The sequence below is a fragment of the Bradyrhizobium sp. LB14.3 genome (genome assembly GCF_040547985.1).
Lineage (GTDB): Bacteria > Pseudomonadota > Alphaproteobacteria > Rhizobiales > Xanthobacteraceae > Bradyrhizobium.
This window is the reverse complement of record NZ_JBEPQT010000004.1, coordinates 228270-245864: the sequence shown is the minus strand read 5'-3', so window position 1 is coordinate 245864 and position 17595 is coordinate 228270. Positions and strand designations below refer to the sequence as shown.

20 protein-coding genes, 2 tRNA genes and 1 pseudogene are annotated in these 17595 nt (G+C 64.0%); 5 read left to right on the top strand and 18 right to left on the bottom strand.

Translation table 11 applies throughout. The features are described from left to right. Positions 1 to 14 precede the first annotated feature (14 nt). The 4 genes from ABIB00_RS11335 to ABIB00_RS11320 all read right to left on the bottom strand — a co-directional run bounded on the left by ABIB00_RS11335 (position 15) and on the right by ABIB00_RS11320 (position 3753). Positions 15 to 713, bottom strand: coding sequence for a hypothetical protein (locus ABIB00_RS11335; RefSeq protein WP_354104380.1), 699 nt, complete (start codon positions 711 to 713; stop codon positions 15 to 17). A 1356-nt stretch (positions 714 to 2069) separates the two neighbouring features. Continuing rightward, positions 2070 to 3023, bottom strand: a complete 954-nt coding sequence (locus tag ABIB00_RS11330; RefSeq protein ID WP_354104379.1) for a 2OG-Fe(II) oxygenase — start codon at positions 3021 to 3023, stop codon at positions 2070 to 2072. A 62-nt stretch (positions 3024 to 3085) separates the two neighbouring features. Further along, a complete protein-coding gene (locus ABIB00_RS11325) occupies positions 3086 to 3511 on the bottom strand; it encodes a type II toxin-antitoxin system VapC family toxin (protein WP_354050427.1) in 426 nt (141 codons plus the stop codon). After that, complete coding sequence (locus ABIB00_RS11320) at positions 3499 to 3753, bottom strand: type II toxin-antitoxin system Phd/YefM family antitoxin (protein WP_354104378.1); 255 nt, start codon at positions 3751 to 3753, stop codon at positions 3499 to 3501. Before ABIB00_RS11320 ends, ABIB00_RS11325 begins: the two co-directional genes overlap by 13 nt. Before the next feature lie 708 nt (positions 3754 to 4461). Here ABIB00_RS11320 and ABIB00_RS11315 point away from each other — a divergent pair. From ABIB00_RS11315 to ABIB00_RS11305, 3 genes are read left to right on the top strand one after another with little or no spacing between them, the layout of a single operon-like run. Next, entirely contained in the window at positions 4462 to 5418 is a 957-nt protein-coding gene (locus ABIB00_RS11315; protein WP_354104377.1) for an ABC transporter substrate-binding protein, read from the top strand. Between the two features lie 28 nt (positions 5419 to 5446). Continuing rightward, complete coding sequence (locus ABIB00_RS11310) at positions 5447 to 5836, top strand: DUF1330 domain-containing protein (protein ID WP_354104547.1); 390 nt, start codon at positions 5447 to 5449, stop codon at positions 5834 to 5836. A 7-nt stretch (positions 5837 to 5843) separates the two neighbouring features. Next, entirely contained in the window at positions 5844 to 6161 is a 318-nt protein-coding gene (locus ABIB00_RS11305; protein WP_354104376.1) for a hypothetical protein, read from the top strand. Between the two features lie 3 nt (positions 6162 to 6164). Here the strand turns inward: ABIB00_RS11305 and ABIB00_RS11300 are convergent. From ABIB00_RS11300 to ABIB00_RS11260, 9 genes and pseudogenes are all read right to left on the bottom strand, one after another. Next, positions 6165 to 6240 (bottom strand) — tRNA-Phe (locus ABIB00_RS11300). A 186-nt stretch (positions 6241 to 6426) separates the two neighbouring features. Then, positions 6427 to 6609 (bottom strand): DNA gyrase inhibitor YacG, encoded by a 183-nt coding sequence (gene yacG, locus ABIB00_RS11295; protein WP_247445257.1) that lies wholly within the window; start codon positions 6607 to 6609, stop codon positions 6427 to 6429. A gap of 93 nt (positions 6610 to 6702) precedes the next feature. Beyond that, complete coding sequence (locus ABIB00_RS11290; protein WP_247445258.1) at positions 6703 to 7332, bottom strand: Maf-like protein; 630 nt, start codon at positions 7330 to 7332, stop codon at positions 6703 to 6705. A gap of 155 nt (positions 7333 to 7487) precedes the next feature. Beyond that, positions 7488 to 7955, bottom strand: coding sequence for an arsenate-mycothiol transferase ArsC (locus ABIB00_RS11285; protein WP_247351297.1), 468 nt, complete (start codon positions 7953 to 7955; stop codon positions 7488 to 7490). Between the two features lie 5 nt (positions 7956 to 7960). Further along, positions 7961 to 8458, bottom strand: coding sequence for a UPF0262 family protein (locus ABIB00_RS11280; RefSeq protein WP_247351299.1), 498 nt, complete (start codon positions 8456 to 8458; stop codon positions 7961 to 7963). Then, positions 8455 to 9750, bottom strand: coding sequence for a histidinol dehydrogenase (gene hisD, locus ABIB00_RS11275; RefSeq protein WP_354104375.1), 1296 nt, complete (start codon positions 9748 to 9750; stop codon positions 8455 to 8457). Before hisD ends, ABIB00_RS11280 begins: the two co-directional genes overlap by 4 nt. Positions 9751 to 9903: 153 nt before the next feature. Next, complete coding sequence (locus tag ABIB00_RS11270; protein WP_247351301.1) at positions 9904 to 10341, bottom strand: DUF2948 family protein; 438 nt, start codon at positions 10339 to 10341, stop codon at positions 9904 to 9906. An 81-nt stretch (positions 10342 to 10422) separates the two neighbouring features. Further along, on the bottom strand, positions 10423 to 11082 hold the full coding sequence (locus ABIB00_RS11265; protein WP_354104374.1) for an NAD(P)H-binding protein: 660 nt from the start codon (positions 11080 to 11082) through the stop codon (positions 10423 to 10425). Between the two features lie 26 nt (positions 11083 to 11108). Continuing rightward, a pseudogene (locus ABIB00_RS11260) lies at positions 11109 to 12049 on the bottom strand (SDR family oxidoreductase). Positions 12050 to 12132: 83 nt separating this feature from the next. Here ABIB00_RS11260 and ABIB00_RS11255 point away from each other — a divergent pair. Then, positions 12133 to 12786, top strand: coding sequence for a TetR/AcrR family transcriptional regulator (locus ABIB00_RS11255; protein WP_354104373.1), 654 nt, complete (start codon positions 12133 to 12135; stop codon positions 12784 to 12786). Between the two features lie 6 nt (positions 12787 to 12792). Here the strand turns inward: ABIB00_RS11255 and ABIB00_RS11250 are convergent, their stop codons facing one another. The 5 genes from ABIB00_RS11250 to ABIB00_RS11230 all read right to left on the bottom strand — a co-directional run bounded on the left by ABIB00_RS11250 (position 12793) and on the right by ABIB00_RS11230 (position 16927). Continuing rightward, positions 12793 to 13617 (bottom strand): alpha/beta fold hydrolase, encoded by an 825-nt coding sequence (locus tag ABIB00_RS11250; protein ID WP_354104372.1) that lies wholly within the window; start codon positions 13615 to 13617, stop codon positions 12793 to 12795. Between the two features lie 19 nt (positions 13618 to 13636). Further along, complete coding sequence (locus tag ABIB00_RS11245; protein ID WP_354104371.1) at positions 13637 to 14146, bottom strand: hypothetical protein; 510 nt, start codon at positions 14144 to 14146, stop codon at positions 13637 to 13639. Between the two features lie 236 nt (positions 14147 to 14382). Next, positions 14383 to 14691 carry an EthD family reductase gene (locus ABIB00_RS11240; RefSeq protein ID WP_007615494.1) on the bottom strand — a complete coding sequence of 103 codons (309 nt, stop codon included), beginning with the start codon at positions 14689 to 14691 and terminating at the stop codon, positions 14383 to 14385. 275 nt (positions 14692 to 14966) lie between these two features. Continuing rightward, positions 14967 to 16673 carry an FAD-dependent oxidoreductase gene (locus ABIB00_RS11235; RefSeq protein ID WP_247351313.1) on the bottom strand — a complete coding sequence of 569 codons (1707 nt, stop codon included), beginning with the start codon at positions 16671 to 16673 and terminating at the stop codon, positions 14967 to 14969. A gap of 41 nt (positions 16674 to 16714) precedes the next feature. After that, positions 16715 to 16927 (bottom strand): hypothetical protein, encoded by a 213-nt coding sequence (locus ABIB00_RS11230; protein WP_354104370.1) that lies wholly within the window; start codon positions 16925 to 16927, stop codon positions 16715 to 16717. 316 nt (positions 16928 to 17243) lie between these two features. On the opposite strand from ABIB00_RS11230, the gene ABIB00_RS11225 reads away from it, so the two are divergent. Next, positions 17244 to 17318: transfer RNA gene (locus ABIB00_RS11225), tRNA-Thr, on the top strand. Positions 17319 to 17595 lie beyond the last annotated feature (277 nt).

Genomic DNA, 17595 nt, shown 5'->3' with positions numbered 1-17595 from the left:
GGCCGGACTCGAGGCTAGGTCCGCCGCGCATCTGCCAAGGCCTGCGGCTCGACCAGCAAACCTTGTCGTTCGTAACGGCCACGGGTCGTGCTGAAGCGCACGACCACGGCATGTCGAGTGCTGTTCGCTTTCACGCGCCGCGTCAGCAAGGCATCGCCCGCCGGCAGAAACTCGAGATCACCGAGGCCAACGCAGCGCAGGCACGCCGGGCCAGGATTCTCCATTATCAACAGATCGCCGGTGCCGCCGCACCGATGGCATCGCCACTCCGCGTTCAATGGCTGGACGACCACCAGTTCCGGCGCGCGGCTTGCCTTTTCCGCCAGGCGCTCACGCTTCTTCTCGGAAAGCTCCGGTGACACCCAATGTGTTCGGTATGACGCTTCGATCGCAGGATTTCCGCTTCGGCTGAAACGCAGCCTCTGGCGTCCCACCGTACGGGCAACATACACCGTCTCGCTGGCAGATAATCCCTTGGCCACCGCCCACGACCGGAATAGCCGCATAGCTTCCGAGATTCGCGGCGGATTGGTTCGGACAACCTCCTCCAGGCAGCCGATCTGGCCGCGGCGCCAGCGCTCCACCGCTTCTGGATCAAGCCAACCGAGCTCAAGGAGAATGTCGATGCTGCTCACAACGAGCCGGGCGGCAAGCGCCGTTTCAGCCGCTCTGGCGACACGATCAGCAAGTGGAACCCGATTCTTCCGGCTCATTTTTTAAGTCGAACTCGCTATGCCCGGGTGCAAGGCAAACTTTGTCCGTCCAGCGCCGACGCATGCGCCAGGCCCTCTCTTCGCTGCTTGGCACGCCGCTCGTAGCTGGCCTGGTTCTTGGTCGCGATCAGCGTGTGGGGGCTGCCGCGCCGTTCGGTCGTGAGGTCAAGGTCACACGCCGTACTCCGAACGCTTTGCTCGACATGGGTCCTTCGATCCTGGATCGCCTTCAGGCGCCATTGCTGTTGATCCGGCGCGGCCAGGAACGCGCCCAGTCGGCGGCACTCGTCACATGTGCATTTGAGCGGGTTGGTCCTGGTCCAATCCCGTGGTGCCTCCAGCGGCAGGGCGATGCGCCTGCGCAAATGGTCGAGAGACGCCTCGCGGAGCCGCCGCACCGCCGGCCAAACCCTGCTCTCCACCAGCTTGGCAAACGCGCGAGCGGCGGGGACCAGCACGTCGTCTGGTTTGTATGTCTTCGGCCAAGCCAGCAGGTGCTCGATCGCTCGCGCCGCGAGCCCCGCGTCGATCCGGCTCGTCGCCGTCACAAGATCGACGACGAAGCCCGGCTTCACCGGCGTTGGCCGGGTCCAGGTGTCTACCCGCTCGCTCTTGGTCGGATCGCCCGGCAAGGCCTCTATCAAGGCTGCGCCGATCTGCTCCAGGTCGCCCGTCGCACCCGTCGGCGCCGCGACGCATCGCTGCAGCAGATCGCCGCAGGCACTGAGATGGGCCGAAGCGCTATGCCTGACGATCCGGACCAGCAGCTCCGTTGCGCGCGGGGCCGGAAGAAGCGCGGCGGCGCGCACGATGGCGGCGTTGTCGGGCGCAGCGTAATGGCCTTCGGCGGATCGCTCGGCGAGAAACGAATCGATGCGCGCCACGTTCCCCAGCCGGACCTGCAAATCGAGCATCCGGCCGGCTTCGGCGTCGTCGTCCGCCCGCCAGGACGAGCGCGACCAGGAGCGCAGCATGTGCCCCGAAAGCTCATCGGCCTCACGCCACAACGGCGACTGGATCGATGCGTTGCTCGTCTCCCAGCGCGCCGTCAGATCTTCGAGATACGGCAGCGTGGTGCGGAGGCCGGCCTGATTGAGCACCGCGAGCCTCCGCGCGATCGGCCACAACACGAAGCCGGCACGGCGATAGGTACGCTCGAAGGACGCGCCTTCGTTGCCTGTCGCTTCGTGAAAATGCTGCTCGTCCGGCGTCAGATCCTCAAAGGCATCGGGCGGGCAGAGCTCGTCCTCGGCAAATGGAAAATCGTCGAACCCGGCCTCGCCGCGATCCGGACGCCGCCACTCGGACAGGATCAGCGCCCGGTCAACGACCTCGGCGGCCTCAAATTCTTCTTCGTCATCCTCCTCCTCGTCGCGACTCCAGCGACGACGGGCCGTGGTAGCCGGTATGTTCGGCGCTGCCGCTTTCCTCGATCGACACGAGAGCGAGGTGGAGATCGCAATCCGCCTCTGCGGCCGCTTTGGCCAGCACGGACGCAATACCCGCATCGGTACCCTTGAGTGCCCCGAACGACAGTTCCGTCGGCGTATAGGCGTGCTCCAAGGGCAGGACCAGCTTATCGGGCTCGTCCTCCGCGCTCGCCCAACTCCGCAGCAGCTCAACCACGCGCTCGTGCTCCGCGCGATAATCGGGCGCCTTCAGCTGACGTCTCTTGCCGGCGAAATGCAAGTTATAGACGAGCGTCAGGCGACATCCCTTCTTCACGGGACGCACTCCATGCACGCAGTCGGCATAGAACGCCGCGAAGCCGATCTCCGACGGCTCCTCCGGACATAGATCGAGCACCACCTCCCGGCCGAGATGCTTTATGACCAACTCGCCGCCGCTGTGGGCCGAGGGCAGCACCAGCACCATCGTCGCGAACATGCCGGGCACCTTCTCGGTATCGCGGTGATCGACGAAGAAGCCGCCGGGGTCGTAGACAAGAAGCTTATAGAAGTCGGCCGCAACCGGTTCGCTCACGCCAAGCCCAAGGGCTATGTCGGCGACGAGTCCGGCCAGGGTCTTCTCCCAGTGACGCCCTCCAATCCGAACCTTGGCCGGATCGACCTGCCAAGTTCTCCGGACTTTGCGATCGACCACCGTCTCCTCGCCGCGCCCATGGGGAGCTTCCTCGGCGATCGCGACGAGCCGCTCGGCTTGTACGGGCAGAATCGGAAACGCGATCCTTCCCACGCCGTCGACATCGATCGCCGGCATGAAGATCTCCCGAATTCCACCGATACAAAAGTCGCCCGGACGCTCAACGGAACGAAGACTGTTGAGCAACGCGGTACCGATCGGCGACATGGCAACTCCCTGCAAGCTGGACAGCGTTCCGTGAACGATCGACACGTCGACGCGCTGGGCCTTCAGGAAATTATACGCAGCGAACGCACGCGTGTGAAATCACGGTCATGCGTCACCAGGGCGGCCGCGTTGATCGCCAATGCGCTGGCCGCTTGAACAGCGTCTGCCAGCTTGAGGCGGAGCGACGCCCGCAGCCTCGCAGCACTTTCCGCAATGTCGATGTCAAGCGCGATCGGTTGCCACGATTCGAGGATCGCACGGTAACGCTGCGCGAGCGCGTCATCACGTGCCTGCAGGGGCCCGGTCAGCACCTCGGCGACGGTGATGGTCGTTACGGCGAAGCGCAGACGCCCAGCTCCATGGGCTTCGAAGAGCGGCTTGAAGCGCGGTCCGAATTTCGTGTGTCCCTCGAGAAAGTAGATGATGGGCGCCGAATCGACGAGAACGAGCGCATCCTCCGGCAGATCTCCAAAATCTAGCGGTTCCATTCGTCACGCAGCTTTCGAAGCGTACGGGTGCTACTCTTCCCCCATAGCCCATGTCCGGATCCTGCGACGGTCATCAGCGACTGCTGGCGAATGGCAGCGCCATACGCCTCGATCGGCACTAACGCTGCAACCGGACGGCCATGTCTGGTAATGACCGTCGAACGGCCCTTCTCGGCTGCTTCGAGAAGATCCGGGAGCTGATTGCGGGCTTCTTCCGCGCCTTTACGCAAGATGGGGTTCACTGCGCTTTCACCTAAAGAACCGTACAGCACCGTACAGATTCAGTCAACAACATCCGGCCGCACGAGCCTCTCGGACCTTCGCTGGAATTTTCAATACCGCATTTTTTCGGCCGGGAGGACGACGACGAAGGGCGGCGCCATGGTCATCGGGGGTCGATTCACTGGCCCGCTACGGCCTTAACCAGACAAAATATCCCTGCATTACCAATACAGGGAGAGGTCAGTTAGCCGGAAAAAATCAATCGCCAACATGCGGGACGTGCAATTCGACGTGCTTAGGTCCAGGACCGCCAGTATCTGCGGCCGCACCTTATCGCGGCCGCTTCTGACAATAACTCTCCAACAACGAAGCATTAACCGGCCGGGCCTGCTCAGCTAAATTTCAGGTAGCATCAGTCATTGGGCCTGAAGCGTTGGTCAGCTGTTGGTTGCCTCCCCCAAGGTAGCCAAGAGGCGTTCGAATAGCAGCGTGCATCTAATCGGAGCTGTATGGGCGAGCCGGCGCCTCACGACTTGAGAATCGAAGAACATAATCTCAAAGCTCGAATCCAAGGTTTGTCTTAGTATGCGGGTGATTGCAATCTGTGCAGCTGTCAGCTGGTGCGCGCAAACCATCACTTTATCAGGCGCTGCGAACAGGCCCATGCGTGGGCTTGCTGCCGCAAGGATCGTCTCGAAAACGAGGATTGAATGAACCGCCGTCATTTCTTGATCTCGCTGACCGCCGCCGCCGTTCGGCCGGGCATTGCTGCCGCGCAGAGCAAAGTCTATCGGATCGGTTCGCTGAGCCCGGTAATGCCCTTCGTTCCGAAGAGCCCATTTGGGGCCCTTCTCTCCCGCGGCTTCACGGCAGCCGGTTACGCTATCGACGGGAGTCTGGTCTTGATTCCCCGTGGCAGCAATGGACAAAGCGAACTCCTACCGCGCTTGGCGCAAGAGCTCGCGGACGCCAAGGTCGATGCGATTCTCGCGACCGGTTATCCAGCAGCAGTTGCGGCAAAGCAGACCGGCTTGCCGACGGTGGTCACCCATGCTGTCGGAGATCCGGTGGCGACCGGGTTGATCGCCAGCCTCGCCCGGCCTGGCGGCAATGTCACCGGCATTTCGGACAATGCCACCGAGCTCCTTGCCAAACGACTGCAAATACTCAAGCAGGTGGCGCCAGGGATCAAGCGCGTTGCGATGCTGTGGAACAAGAACGATCGCGCCATGGTCTTGCGCTATGAAGCGTCGGCCAAGGCCGCCGATGTGCTCGGCGTTTCCATACAACCGCTCGGCGTCGGTGAGCCGGATGATTTCGGGGAGGCATTCAATGCGATGGAAAGCAGTATGCCGGATGCCATCTTGATGGTCGCCGATAGCCTCACTATTCTCAACCGGAAGCGCGTGTTCGATTTCGCCGCAGCTCGTCGGCTGCCGGCCATGTACGAATACGAAAATCTTGCGCGCGATGGCGGCCTGTTGTCGTACGGGCCCGATTTCGCCGAATGCTTCGCGCGTGCTGCCTCCTTGGCCGACCGCATCCTCAAAGGCGCCGACCCGGCCGATTTGCCCTTCGAGCAGCCCACGCGTTATCGGCTTGTGATCAACCTCAAGACTGCCAACGCGATGAGCCTCGAAATTCCGCCAACACTCGTCGCCAGCGCAGATGAAGTGATCGAATGACGCCTGTTAAGGCAGAGAAACAGGAGAAATCCATGAGAACGCGTTACGCGATAAGCTTGTCGCTCCTGTCGGGAATCGCACTCTAGGTGCGATCGCGGTCCAGACGCTGCATGCGAAGGCAAAGCCGCCTGCCTATACCATTGTCGACAACGATGTCAGCGATCAGGTGGCTTATCTCAAGGAGTTCGCGCCAGTGGGCGGCAAAGCACTCGCCGCTGCCGGCGGCAAAATCCTGGCGCGCGGCGGTATGACCGTTTCGATCGAGGGCGAGCCGCCAAAGGGGCGCGCACTGGTCGTGATGTTCGAGTCACTGGAAAAGGCGCAAGCGGCCTTCGCAAGCCCCGCATACAGGGAGGCCAGAAAAATCGGGGACAAATACGCCAAGTTCCGCATTTGGGCAGTCGAAGGCGTGGATTGACCGTCCATTGCGCATCGGTCTGGCGGGCCATCTCGAATGCGCCATCGCCGGCGGGTGTCGCTGCTTCCAAGATCGAGGATCATGGGCGGACATCAAGTCCTCCGCCAACCGGCGCCTGGCTTTCGACGCGAAGGCCGTCGCCATCAACCTGCCCGAAGCGTCGGGCAGAATTCGGGCTCAGCGCACACGCCCGCTACTTCATCACCGGCAGACCCCTGACCGGGCTGAGGCGCTTGACTATGCCAAAAAGGCGAGTGCGCTCCCGATCGAGATCGATCCGATCGCCGTCGACCGCTTTACGCCTGTGGTTCGCAAATCTGTTTAGGAATGGTGCCCAGGGGCGGAATCGAACCACCGACACTGCGATTTTCAGTCGCATGCTCTACCAACTGAGCTACCTGGGCGTGCTCCAAAGAGGGGCCAAAGCCCATCGAGCGGGCGGTTTATAGTGGGCTGAAGGCTGCCTGTCCACCCACGCTTCGCCTTCGGCCGAGCGGGCGCGCGGCCTGGCTGTGCACAAGCTGGGGCGGCTTTGCCGCGGCTGGCTCGCGGCACATCGGTGAGAGAAGCAGCCGATTGATATTACTTGCTTATTCTTCACCATCCGTCTCATCGTCGCGGCCGGGGATGACGTAGGAGCCCTTCAGCCAGCGATTCAGATCGACGTCGCGGCAGCGCGGGGAGCAGAACGGACGGGTGGCCTCGGACTGCGGCTTGCCGCAGATCGGGCAGGTTTTGAGGGGGCTGGCGGGCTTTTTCACCTGGTCGTCCATAAGGTGCGCAGCTTACACGGGGTGAGGGAGTTCAAGAGCGTGTCGGCAAAGGGGTTCCTCCGGCCGAAGCGCAGGCAGGAGCGGCTGTTCGGCTTACACGGCGGTGGTGTTGAGCCAGCCGAAGCGGATCGGGAAACCTTCGCCGCCGAGCAGCGTGGTGGTCTCGTAGAGCGGCAGGCCGACCACGTTGGTGTAGGACCCCACCATTTTGACCACGAACGAGCCGGCGATGCCCTGCACGGCGTAGCCGCCGGCTTTGCCGCGCCATTCGCCGGAGCCGATATAGGCCTGGATGTCGTCCTCCGAGAGGCGCTTGAAGCGGACCCGGGTCTCCACCAGGCGCTGGCGGAAGGCCTCGCGCGGCGTCACCAGGGTGATTGCGGTGTAGACGCGGTGGTTGCGGCCCGACAGCAGCCGCAGGCACTGCGCGGCCTCGTCGACCAGATTGGCCTTGGGCAGGATGCGACGGCCGACCGCCACCACGGTGTCGGCGGAAAGGATGAAGGCGCCGCGCAGCTCGTCGTCGAGCTGTACCGATTTGAGCGCCGCATCGGCCTTGGCCCGCGCGAGCCGGTTGGCACAGGCGCGCGGCAGCTCGCCTCGCTTCGGCGTCTCGTCGACGTCGGCGGGCCGGAGTGCGTCCGGGTCGATGCCGGCCTGGTTGAGCAGCGACAGGCGCCGCGGCGAACCGGAGGCAAGAACGAATTTGGGGCGGCCAAGCATCAGGTGATTTGGGGATGAAGCAGGGGGTGAATTGCGCGCGGAACCTATCGGAAGGGGGCTGATTTCACAACCCGGGAACCCGGACTTTACTGATTCGACGGGCACAGGATGCGTGTGCCTGCGCTCTGTGACGCGGGTGTTACGGACGCGGAATGCTACCCGTTCGCCGCGCCCACCTTCGAAAACCGCCGGCGGATGCGCAGCATGAGCTGGTCGCAGACCTCACGGTAGGCAGCCAACTTCTGGTCGCGGCTGCCTTCGATGGTGGTGGGATCCTGCGTCGGCCAATACTCGACGTCGGCGGCGAGCGTGCGGGTCAGCTCCAGCGCCTTGTGGTGCGCCTCCGGCGACAGCGTGATGATGAGGTCGAAATTCAGCCCCTCCCAGTCCTCCAGCTCCTCGAAGGTCTGCGGCTTGTGGGTGGAGATGTCCTGGCCGAGCTCAGCCATCACCGACACCGCGAACGGATCGAGTTCGCCGCGCCTGGCGCCGGCCGACTTCACGTAAAGCCCTTGCGGAAACATGTGCCGCAGCAGGCTCTCGGCCATCGGCGAGCGCACGCTGTTCATGGCACAGGCGAACAGCACCGATTGCGGATCGCGTGCGCGTGGCGGACCCGCCATCGCGCCTAGCCCTTCCAGTGCAGAACAGTAATGAGCGTGAACAGCCGGCGCGAGGTTTCGAAATCGATCCGCACCTTGCCCTTCAAGCGCTCCTGCAGCGTACGCGATCCCTCGTCATGGATGCCGCGGCGGCCCATGTCGATGGCCTCGATCTTGTCCGGGGTCGCGGTGCGGATCGCCTGGTAGTAGCTGTCGCAAATCATGAAATAGTCCTTCACGATCCGGCGGAACGGCGTCAGCGACAACAGATGGGCGACCACGGGCGTGCCGTCCTCGCGGCGGATGTCGAACATCAACCGGCTGCCGGTGATGCCGATATGCAGCGTGAACGGCCCCTTCCCGTCGGCGCCCTCGGGGGCGAACAGGTTCTGCTCGATCAGATCGTAGATCGCGATCGCGCGCTCATGCTCGATGTCGGGCCCGGAACGGCCGATCGAGTCCTCGTCGAGCGTGACGCCGACGATGCGATTTTGCGAGTCGTCCTGTTCGGGCGGCTGGGTCATGACAAATTGAGGCGCAATCCGATCGAGCGCGAATGGGCATCTAGCCCTTCCGCCTTACCGAGAATCATCGCAGCCGGACCCAGCGCACGCAGCTGATCCGGGCCGCATTTCAGGATCGAGGTACGCTTGAGGAAATCGTGCACCGAGAGGCCCGAAGAAAATCGCGCCGAGCGCGCCGTCGGCAGCACATGGTTGGAGCCGCCGACATAGTCGCCGATCGCCTCCGGCGTATGCGCGCCGAGGAACACTGCACCGGCATTGCGGATCTTTGCAGCGAGTGCGTCGGGATCTTGCGTCATGATCTCGAGATGTTCGGCGGCAATGGCGTCCGCAAGCGGGATGGCGTCGTTGAGATTCTTCACCATGATGATGGCACCGAAATCGGCCCACGAGGCGCTGGCGATCGCGGCACGCGGCAGCGTCTTCAACTGCGCCTCGACCGCCTTCTCGACATCGACGGCAAGGCGCGCGGAATCCGTGATCAGGATCGACTGGGCGCTGGCATCGTGCTCGGCCTGTGCCAGTAGATCGGCAGCGATCCAGTCGGCATTGCCGGTGTCGTCCGCGATGACAAGCACCTCGGAGGGACCGGCGATCATGTCGATGCCGACCTTGCCGAACACCAGCCGTTTTGCCGCAGCGACATAGGCGTTGCCAGGGCCGACGATTTTTGCGACCGGCGCGATCGTCGCGGTGCCATGCGCGAGCGCGGCCACGGCCTGCGCGCCGCCGACGCGGTAGATCTCGCTGACGCCGCCGAGCTTTGCTGCCGCCAGCACCAGCGGATTGAGCTTGCCGTCGGGCGAGGGCACCACCATGACGAGACGCGCCACGCCGGCGACCTTTGCCGGCACCGCATTCATCAGCACTGAGGAGGGATAGGCCGCGGTGCCGCCGGGCACGTAGAGGCCGGCGGATTCGATCGCGGTGTAGCGCCAGCCGAGCTCGACGCCGAGCGGATCGGTGAAACGCTCGTCCTTCGGAAGCTGGCGACTGTGATAGGTCTCGATGCGGTCGCGCGCGAGCTTGAGCGCGTCCAGCGTCGCGGCATCGCAGGCTTTCACCGCGGCCTCGATCTCGGCAGCGGTGACGCGCAGGCCGGATGCATTCAGCGTCAGCCGGTCGAACTTTGCCGTCGCCTCGAGCAGGGCCGCGTCGCCACGCTTAGCCACGTCGTCGACGATGGCACGCGCGGCAGCTTCGACGTCGGCCGAGGCCTCGCGCTTTGCGGCGAGGAAGGCCACGAATCGCTGGTCAAAATCGGCGCTGCTGCGGTCGAGACGAACGGGCATCTTGGCTTCTAACTGGTTTTTGGGGGCGCGGTTTGGCTCACCGGGTCCCTGCTCAATGGCGCGGCGGGAAAGCTGCGTCAACCCTTGGCTCAACCCTTGAAAGGCGGCGTTCCGGCGCGGGCCTCAGCGGATTTGGCTGGTATACCGACCACCTCACCCCTCCCCGTCAACCTCCAGCCCCGTCCCTAGCTCATCCGCCCCCAGATCGGTCAGCTCGCATTCCAGGCATTCGACGTCGAGGCGGATGGCGCCGCCTTGGGCAAACAGGAGCAACGCGCTGCCGCCGGGGGCGTCCTGGCCGTGAAATTCGATGCCGATGAGGTCCAGAATCATGTCCGCCGCGGCGAGGTCGATGTTGCGCGACTTGCAGGCGAGCACGCGGTCGAAACGCAGGGCGGCGATCAGCCTGCGCGGCTCGGCCTCGCCGTCCAGCATCTGCTCCCAGTCCAACCGGCTCATGCCGACCACCAGCCGCTTTTCGCTTTGCCGCCAGATGATGTCCGAGGGCTGCACGCGGGCATCCTGGACGTGGGCCGAGATCACGGCGAGGTCGTCGGCGTCGAGCGCGATCAATTTGAGCTGGGGAGACATCGCCGGCGCTTTCTCCTTCGGGCGGACAGGGCTCAACGCGCGCGGGCGCCAAAATTTCCCTGGAACTAACGCTCCACCGGACTAGAGGCTATTGATATCCTCCATCTCCAGCACCTTGCGCGGATACCCCTCCCGGGCAACCCGGATCATGGCGCGGCCCATCTGCTCGGTCGAGGTGACGAGCCGCGGCGAGAGCCGGCGCAGCACCGACCAGAGTGGCCAGGTTACGGTATACACCGCCTGCACCCACGCGGTCTTGGAGCGGGCACCGTGCAGGGGCTGGATCGCGCCGGGCCGGAACATGTAGGCCGCCTTGAACGGCAGCTTGAGCAGATCGTTCTCGGTCTTGCCCTTGATACGCGCCCACATTCGCGAACCCTGCTCGGTGGAATCGGTGCCGGCGCCTGTGACGTAAGTGAAAATCATCTGCGGATTGAGCCTTGCCAGCGTCGTCGCCGCCGCGAGCGTGAGGTCGTAGGTGAGATGACGATAGCGATCCTCGCTCATGCCGATCGAAGAGACTCCGAGGCAAAAGAAGCAGGCGTCGAAGCCGGTCAGTTGCGTTTCGATCGCCGAATAATCCGTGAAATCGCCGTGTGTGATCTCGGTGAGCTTGGCATTGTGCACTCCGGTCGGGCTACGGCCGATCGCAACCACGCGGTCGATGCCGGCATCGACCAGGCATTCGCGCAAAACGCCCTGCCCGACCATGCCGGTCGCGCCGAAGATGATGATCTGCATCGGGACGTTTCCTACAGCGTCGCGGCTCATGCGGCGGCTACGATCTCGTCGAAGGATATACCGGTCAACGTCGCCGAGACATCCCACAGCATGGCTGCCGAGGCGAAATCCTTTGCCTGCGGCATGATCTTCGCCGGCCTGGGTGGTCCCTTCAATTCGTAGAACCAGTTCGGACCGTAATAGCCGCCGGGCTCAGCTGCCGGCGAGGTCGCGGCCAACAAGGTCGGCAGCGCGCCTTCCGCGGCAGACTGGCTGATGAAGGGCTGCAGCCACCGGCTCACACGCGATTGGAACGTGTTCGCACCCGGCCCGTTCGGAATGAGATCGGTCCGCGCGTAGCCGGGATGTGCGGCAAGGCTCGTCAGGCCCCAGCCGGCGGCGAGGCTGCGGCGCTGCAACTCCAGCGAAAACATCAGCATCGCCAGCTTGGATTGGCAATAGGCCCGCCACGGACGATAGGAGTGCCTGCTTTGCAGATCGTCAAAATTGATCGCGCCGGAGCGGTGCGCGAGGCTCGAGAGATTGACGACGCGCGCCGCCTTCGCCCGGCGAAGCTGCGGCAACAGCCGCGCCGTCAGCGCGTAATGGCCGAGATAGTTGGTGCCGAGCTGCATCTCGAAACCATCCGCCGTCTGCCGCCGCTTCGGCAGCGCCATCACACCGGCATTGTTGACGAGAAGGTCGAGCTGCTCGTTGCTGGCCGCGAAGCGCCTGGTAAAATCGGCCACGGACGCGAGGCTGGCGAGGTCGAGATGCTCGTAGGCGATCAGCGCATTGGGAAAGCGCTCGCAAATGCCCTCGATCGCGCGCAGGCCCTTTGCGTCGTTGCGCCCGGTGAGTATGACAATGGCACCCGCGCCCGCCAGCGCCAGCGCCGTCTCGTAGCCGAGGCCGCCCGTCGCCCCGGTCACGACGGCGGTCTTGCCGCTGAGAGAGAGGGGATGTCTGCCGTGGTCCAGTCGGTCATGCCATAGCTCCGTCGGCGCTGGGAAAAGGCCCGCGACGGGTCTAAATGTGCACTGGGTGCAAGTTTGCAAGAGGTGAAATGATTTGAAGATTTCGAAGGTCGCCAGGAAATCAGCCGACAAGCGCGCCAAGCCGTTGCCGGCAGGGGTAAAATCCCCCGATGGCCCCGGCCTGCGCGAGCGCAAGCTGCAGGCGACCCGCGAGCGACTGGCCCGCGCGGCCATGGCGCTGTTCCTGGAGCGCGGCTTCGAGGCCACGACCATCGACGACATCGCGGCCGCGGCGGACGTGTCGCGACGCAGCTTCTTCCATTATTTCGCCTCGAAGGAGGACGTGGTGTCCGCCTGGCAGGAGGGCGCAGCCGCCGCGCTGGTCGCGGAGGTCGTCGGGCGGCCTGCGGGCGAATCCATGCTGACCGCGGCGGAGAACGCGATCGCGGCGGCGCTCAAGCGGATCGACCCGGCCGAAGCGGCGGCAATGTCGCGGCTCAAGCGTGACAATCCCGCGCTTCGGGCACGCGACCAGCTCAAATACGAGAAGCTCGAGCGCGCCCTGGCCGAGGGGCTTTCACAGCGCGCCAGAACCAAATCGGACAAGCTGAAGGCGCGGCTCGTCGCCATGATCGCCACCGGCGCGATGCGCGTCGGCGGCGAGAGCTGGATCGGTGAAGGGGCGCGGGAGAAGCCGGAAGCTTTCGTCAAGCGCACCTTCGATGCGATCAGGGCGATATTGGAGTGAGGCCGCTCACCCCTTGAAGAACGCCAGCAGGTCCGCGTTGATGGTCTCGGCGTGCGTGGTCGGCATGCCGTGCGGAAAACCCTTGTAGGTCTTCAGCGTGCCGTTCTTCAACAGCTTGGCCGACAGCGGCGCGGAATCGGCGTAAGGCACGATCTGGTCGTCGTCGCCGTGCATCACCAGCACCGGCACGGTGATCTTCTTCAGATCCTCGGTGAAGTCGGTCTGCGAGAACGCGACGATGCCGTCGTAATGCGCCTTCGCGCCGCCCATCATGCCCTGGCGCCACCAATTATGGATCACCGCGTCCGACGGCTTTGCGCCGGGACGATTGTAGCCGTAGAATGGGCCGGCGGGGAGATCGCGATAGAATTGCGTGCGGCTGGCGGCGAGTTGCGCCTGGAGACCGTCGAACACGCTCTTCGGCAGGCCGCCGGGATTGGCCGCGGTCTGCACCATCAGCGGCGGCACGGCGGAAAGGATTGCAGCCTTCGCCACCCGGCTCTCGCCGTGGCGCGCGATGTAGTGCACGACTTCGCCGCCGCCGGTGGAGTGGCCGACGTGGATCGCATTCTTCAGGTCGAGATGTGCGGTCAAGGCCGCGAGATCGTCGGCATAATGATCCATGTCGTGGCCGTCGGAGACCTGCGACGAACGGCCGTGGCCGCGGCGGTCATGCGCGATGACGCGGTAACCGCGCGCGACGAAGAACAACATTTGCGTGTCCCAATCGTCGGCCGATAGCGGCCAGCCATGACTGAACACGATCGGCTGGCCACTTCCCCAATCCTTGTAGAAGATCTCGACGCCGTCCGTGGTGGTGATAGTAGGCATTGCTAGGCTCCTTGAACGATCAGACGAACGCCATCGGCTTGTAGCGGCGCCAGGCGCCGACGGTGAGCACCACGAAGAACACCAGCACGATGCCCTGCACCACGGCGAACACCGGGCCTCCTGGCGGCGCCGGCGGCACTGCGGGCGCGAGCGCGGCAAGCGCCGGCACCTTGAGGAACGACTGGATCACCAGCACGAAGACGTTGAAATAAAGCGAGATCATCGCGGTCACGATGTAGACCGGACGCCAGACGCCCGCGAGCTTCATGCCGTACAGCGCGATGCAGGCGATCGCGAGCAGCACCAGCGAAATGATGCCGATGATGTGCGACGGCAGCAGCTCCTTGAACGGAAACAGGAAACCGGTGGCGCTGGTGAGGATCGTGAACAGCAGGAAGATCGCGGTGAGGCCCGGCATCGGCTTCGAGCCGAGCAGGCCGAACATGACGACGAGGCCGGCGGCGATGCCGATCAGGCTGATGATGACATGAACCAGCGTGAAGGCGGGCAAGCTCAACCCAAGAACCATGACATCTCTCCTACTCGTCTCGCATTGAGATCGGAAAGATAGTATTACGGTCCTCATCGAATTGCCACCTGCGCCGGTGTCACATATGCGCGTGCACCCATGCACCGTCGTGCGAATCGACAAACGCATGCTTTATTTTTTTGCAACGCTGTCACTAACGACGGCAGGTTTTCGAGGAAAGTTGAATCGAACGTCGCAACATCGGCCCGCCATCGGCGGGCCGATGCAAGACGAATTTAGACTTCCTTGGTGTCGAAGATCAGCAGGTCGGCGCCGCCGCTGGCGAATTTCGGCACGTCAGCGCCGGTCGCCTTGCCTTCCGGGCTGGCGAATGCCGCCTGGATGTCGGCCGTGCTGTCGAAGGTGAGAATGGCGACCAGATGGATTCCGGACGGTCCGGCGGGGGAGCCGACCGGCCCCTTGCTGATGGCGTACTTCTTCAGGCCTGGAAGTTTCTTGGCGAGCGGAATGTGGGTCTCGGCATAATATTTGTCGAAGGCCGCAGCATCCGTGGGCGTTTTGTACAGCACGACGATTTCAGCCATTTAGTTCCTCCCATTAAGCGTTTTGTTTGTAGATCCTCTCCATGGTGAGGAGCGTGCGAAGCACACGTCTCGAACCATGCAGGCCCGGCTTTGGCAGCTGGGCCTCGATCCTTCGAGACGCCGCTGTCGCGGCTCCTCAGGATGAGGGGATAGTCACGTATGACACGGCACAATGGCAAGTCACATTCGCCTTGCCATCTGCTTGTCTTTGACTTGACTCATGGTTTGAGCACGATCTTTTCGGAAAACCGCTGCACACTTTTCCGGTTCGTGCTCTAAAGCGCCGGCTTTGCGGCGTCACCGAGGAAACCGTGCAGGGAGGCCACGACTTGCGCGCCCTCGCCGATGGCGCCGCCGACGCGCTTGACCGAGCCGGAGCGGACGTCGCCGACGGCATAGACGCCGGGCACGGAAGTCTCCAGCGGCGCGACCAGCCGGCCCTGGTTCTGCTCGGACTGCGCGCCGGTCACGACGAAGCCGCCGCGATCGAGCGTCACGCCGCAGCCGTCAAGCCAATTGGTCGCAGGATCGGCGCCGACGAACAAAAACAGATTGCGGACGTCCGCAAAATCCTCGTCGGTCGAGAGCCGGCTCTTCCAGCGGATGCGCCGCAGCAGCGAGGCCTCGTCGCCTTCGAGCGCCGTGATCTCGGTGTTGAACATCAATTCGATGTTCGGCGTCGCTTCGATGCGTTCGATGAGATAGCGCGACATGCTGGCGCCCAGGCCGCCGCCGCGGATGATCATCAGCACGCGCTTCGCGTGCCCCGACAGGAACACGGCCGCCTGCCCCGCCGAATTGCCGGCGCCGACCAGCGCCACTTCCTCGCCGGCGCACAGCTTCGCCTCGACCGGGGACGCCCAGTACCAGACGCCGCGGCCTTCGAACTTGTCGAGGTTCTCGATCTCGGGCCGGCGATAGCGCGCGCCGCTTGCGACAACGACCGCGCGCGAATGCAGGGGGTCGCAGCCGTCAAGCGCCACCGAAAACGCGCCATCCTTGCGCGTGCAGTCGAGCGACTTCACCGTCACCGGGATCATGATCTCCGCGCCGAATTTTTGCGCCTGGTTGAAGGCGCGCGCGGTCAGGGCCATGCCGGAAATTCCGGTCGGAAAGCCGAGATAGTTTTCAATGCGCGCGCTGGCGCCGGCCTGGCCGCCGAAGGCGCGGGTGTCGAGCACGGCGACCGAGAGGCCTTCGGACGCGGCATACACGGCGGTGGCGAGCCCGGCCGGCCCGGAGCCGACGATCGCGACGTCGTAGATGCGGTCGTTGCGCGGGCCACCGATCATGCCGATCGCGCGCGCAAGCTCGGTTTCGCCGGGATTGCGCAGCACCGCACCATCGGGGGTGACGACCAGCGGCCAGTCTTCCGGCTTGGGCGAATAGCGCGCGATGACGTCGGCGGCGTCGCGATCGCGCTCGGGATCGAGCAGATGATGCGGCTGGCCGTTGCGGGTGAGGAAGCCCTGCAACCGCACCACGCCTGACGAATGCGAGGGACCGATCAGCACGACGCCGCCGACACCGCCCTGAAGCAGATTGACCCGGCGCAGGATCAGGGCGCGCATGATGCGCTCGCCGAGTTCGGCCTCTGCGACCAGCAGCGCGCGCAGCCGCTCCGGCGGCAACAGCAGCGTCTCGACATCGCCTTCGGCGCGGCCGTCGACCAGCGCCGGCCGCCCCGAGAGCTGGCTGAGCTCGGCCAAAAATTGCCCCGGCCCCTGGTCGATCAACGGGGTGACGTGACCAAGGCCGTCGCGCTGGGTGATGGCGACGTGGCCCTTCAGCACAACGAACATGCCCGGCCCGGGCTTGCCGGTCTCGAACAGGAATTCCCCATCGGCATAGAGGCGGACCTCGCCGAAATGCCTGACACGCTCGATCTCGGCTGATGTCAGCGCCGGAAAGGTCTGTTCAGGGCGGGTGAACCGCGACATCTGCGCGTCACCGTCGGGTCGTTGCGATTCGTCCTGCCCCATTGCCACGTCCATGCACTCCAAAAAATTCCAGCCGCCGGATTCTAGCCGCCGGTCTTGCCAGCGGTCTTGCCGGCGGCCCCCTCATCTAGGGAACCATCCTCGTTCTGCGAGGGGTCGGCACTTGCGGCGCGTTCCCGCGCCTGCACCTTCCGCCGCTTCAAATTTTCGCGCAGCGCCGATTTCAGCCGGTCGTCGCGGGACGCCCTCGCCTGTCTCGAATCCTGCCGCTCGCTCTTGTCGTTCTCGTCAGCCATCGGGGTCCATTACAGCGATCGGCGGTAACATGCCTGAGGAATAAGGCAGCTCAAGAGGCCCGCGCGATCCGATCGTGCGAAAATCGAAATGGATCGAATCCGGCACATCGGGCAACTGGCCAGTTGGGTGGGGATATCGGAACCGAATCCGCAGAAAGTCGACCGTTTCGAGCCAAAACAAGCATTTTGGCCCCGATATCGACCCGATTTTATCGCTTTGGCGGGGCCTGCAAGCTTGCACAGGCGGGGGGCTTGTGGCAGATATCGGCCCGCTTGGTAGGCCCCTCGTGGCGGCCGATTCTTGATCCCAGCACATGCTGCCGTAGCTCAGTGGTAGAGCACTCCATTGGTAATGGAGAGGTCGACAGTTCAATCCTGTCTGGCAGCACCATTCCCTGGCTCAAATCACGCATGAAGCGGCCTTCTCGCGGCATGAGATGCCCGAGTTTTGCTGTTTTCCGTAGCCCTCCTCTGTGAAGAGAGCGCAGGGAAGACCGGGTGCCGGCTGGCACCCGCGGTCCGCTGCGCGAAAGCACACGCAGAAAAACCGCACAGCAGCATACAGGTGTAGCCAAACACTCGGCCTTCCCTGCGCAGTGGGTTGACGGCTTATGCCGCGCTCTCCCCGGCGACGAGTTCCTTTTGTCACCGTCGCCTTGCGAATTGAC

What these genes read in the sequence shown, in the direction of transcription:
- ABIB00_RS11250 (WP_354104372.1), bottom strand. Translation starts at nt 13,617, where the DNA reads ATGCCTACTATCACCACCACGGACGGCGTCGAGATCTTCTACAAGGAT.
- ABIB00_RS11285 (WP_247351297.1), bottom strand. Translation starts at nt 7,955, where the DNA reads ATGGCGGGTCCGCCACGCGCACGCGATCCGCAATCGGTGCTGTTCGCC.
- ABIB00_RS11290 (WP_247445258.1), bottom strand. Translation starts at nt 7,332, where the DNA reads ATGCTTGGCCGCCCCAAATTCGTTCTTGCCTCCGGTTCGCCGCGGCGC.
- ABIB00_RS11330 (WP_354104379.1), bottom strand. Translation starts at nt 3,023, where the DNA reads ATGTCGCCGATCGGTACCGCGTTGCTCAACAGTCTTCGTTCCGTTGAG.
- ABIB00_RS11335 (WP_354104380.1), bottom strand. Translation starts at nt 713, where the DNA reads ATGAGCCGGAAGAATCGGGTTCCACTTGCTGATCGTGTCGCCAGAGCG.
- ABIB00_RS11245 (WP_354104371.1), bottom strand. Translation starts at nt 14,146, where the DNA reads ATGGTTCTTGGGTTGAGCTTGCCCGCCTTCACGCTGGTTCATGTCATC.
- ABIB00_RS11270 (WP_247351301.1), bottom strand. Translation starts at nt 10,341, where the DNA reads ATGTCTCCCCAGCTCAAATTGATCGCGCTCGACGCCGACGACCTCGCC.
- ABIB00_RS11235 (WP_247351313.1), bottom strand. Translation starts at nt 16,673, where the DNA reads ATGGGGCAGGACGAATCGCAACGACCCGACGGTGACGCGCAGATGTCG.
- ABIB00_RS11230 (WP_354104370.1), bottom strand. Translation starts at nt 16,927, where the DNA reads ATGGCTGACGAGAACGACAAGAGCGAGCGGCAGGATTCGAGACAGGCG.
- ABIB00_RS11325 (WP_354050427.1), bottom strand. Translation starts at nt 3,511, where the DNA reads ATGGAACCGCTAGATTTTGGAGATCTGCCGGAGGATGCGCTCGTTCTC.
- ABIB00_RS11265 (WP_354104374.1), bottom strand. Translation starts at nt 11,082, where the DNA reads ATGCAGATCATCATCTTCGGCGCGACCGGCATGGTCGGGCAGGGCGTT.
- yacG (WP_247445257.1), bottom strand. Translation starts at nt 6,609, where the DNA reads ATGGACGACCAGGTGAAAAAGCCCGCCAGCCCCCTCAAAACCTGCCCG.
- ABIB00_RS11280 (WP_247351299.1), bottom strand. Translation starts at nt 8,458, where the DNA reads ATGACCCAGCCGCCCGAACAGGACGACTCGCAAAATCGCATCGTCGGC.
- hisD (WP_354104375.1), bottom strand. Translation starts at nt 9,750, where the DNA reads ATGCCCGTTCGTCTCGACCGCAGCAGCGCCGATTTTGACCAGCGATTC.
- ABIB00_RS11240 (WP_007615494.1), bottom strand. Translation starts at nt 14,691, where the DNA reads ATGGCTGAAATCGTCGTGCTGTACAAAACGCCCACGGATGCTGCGGCC.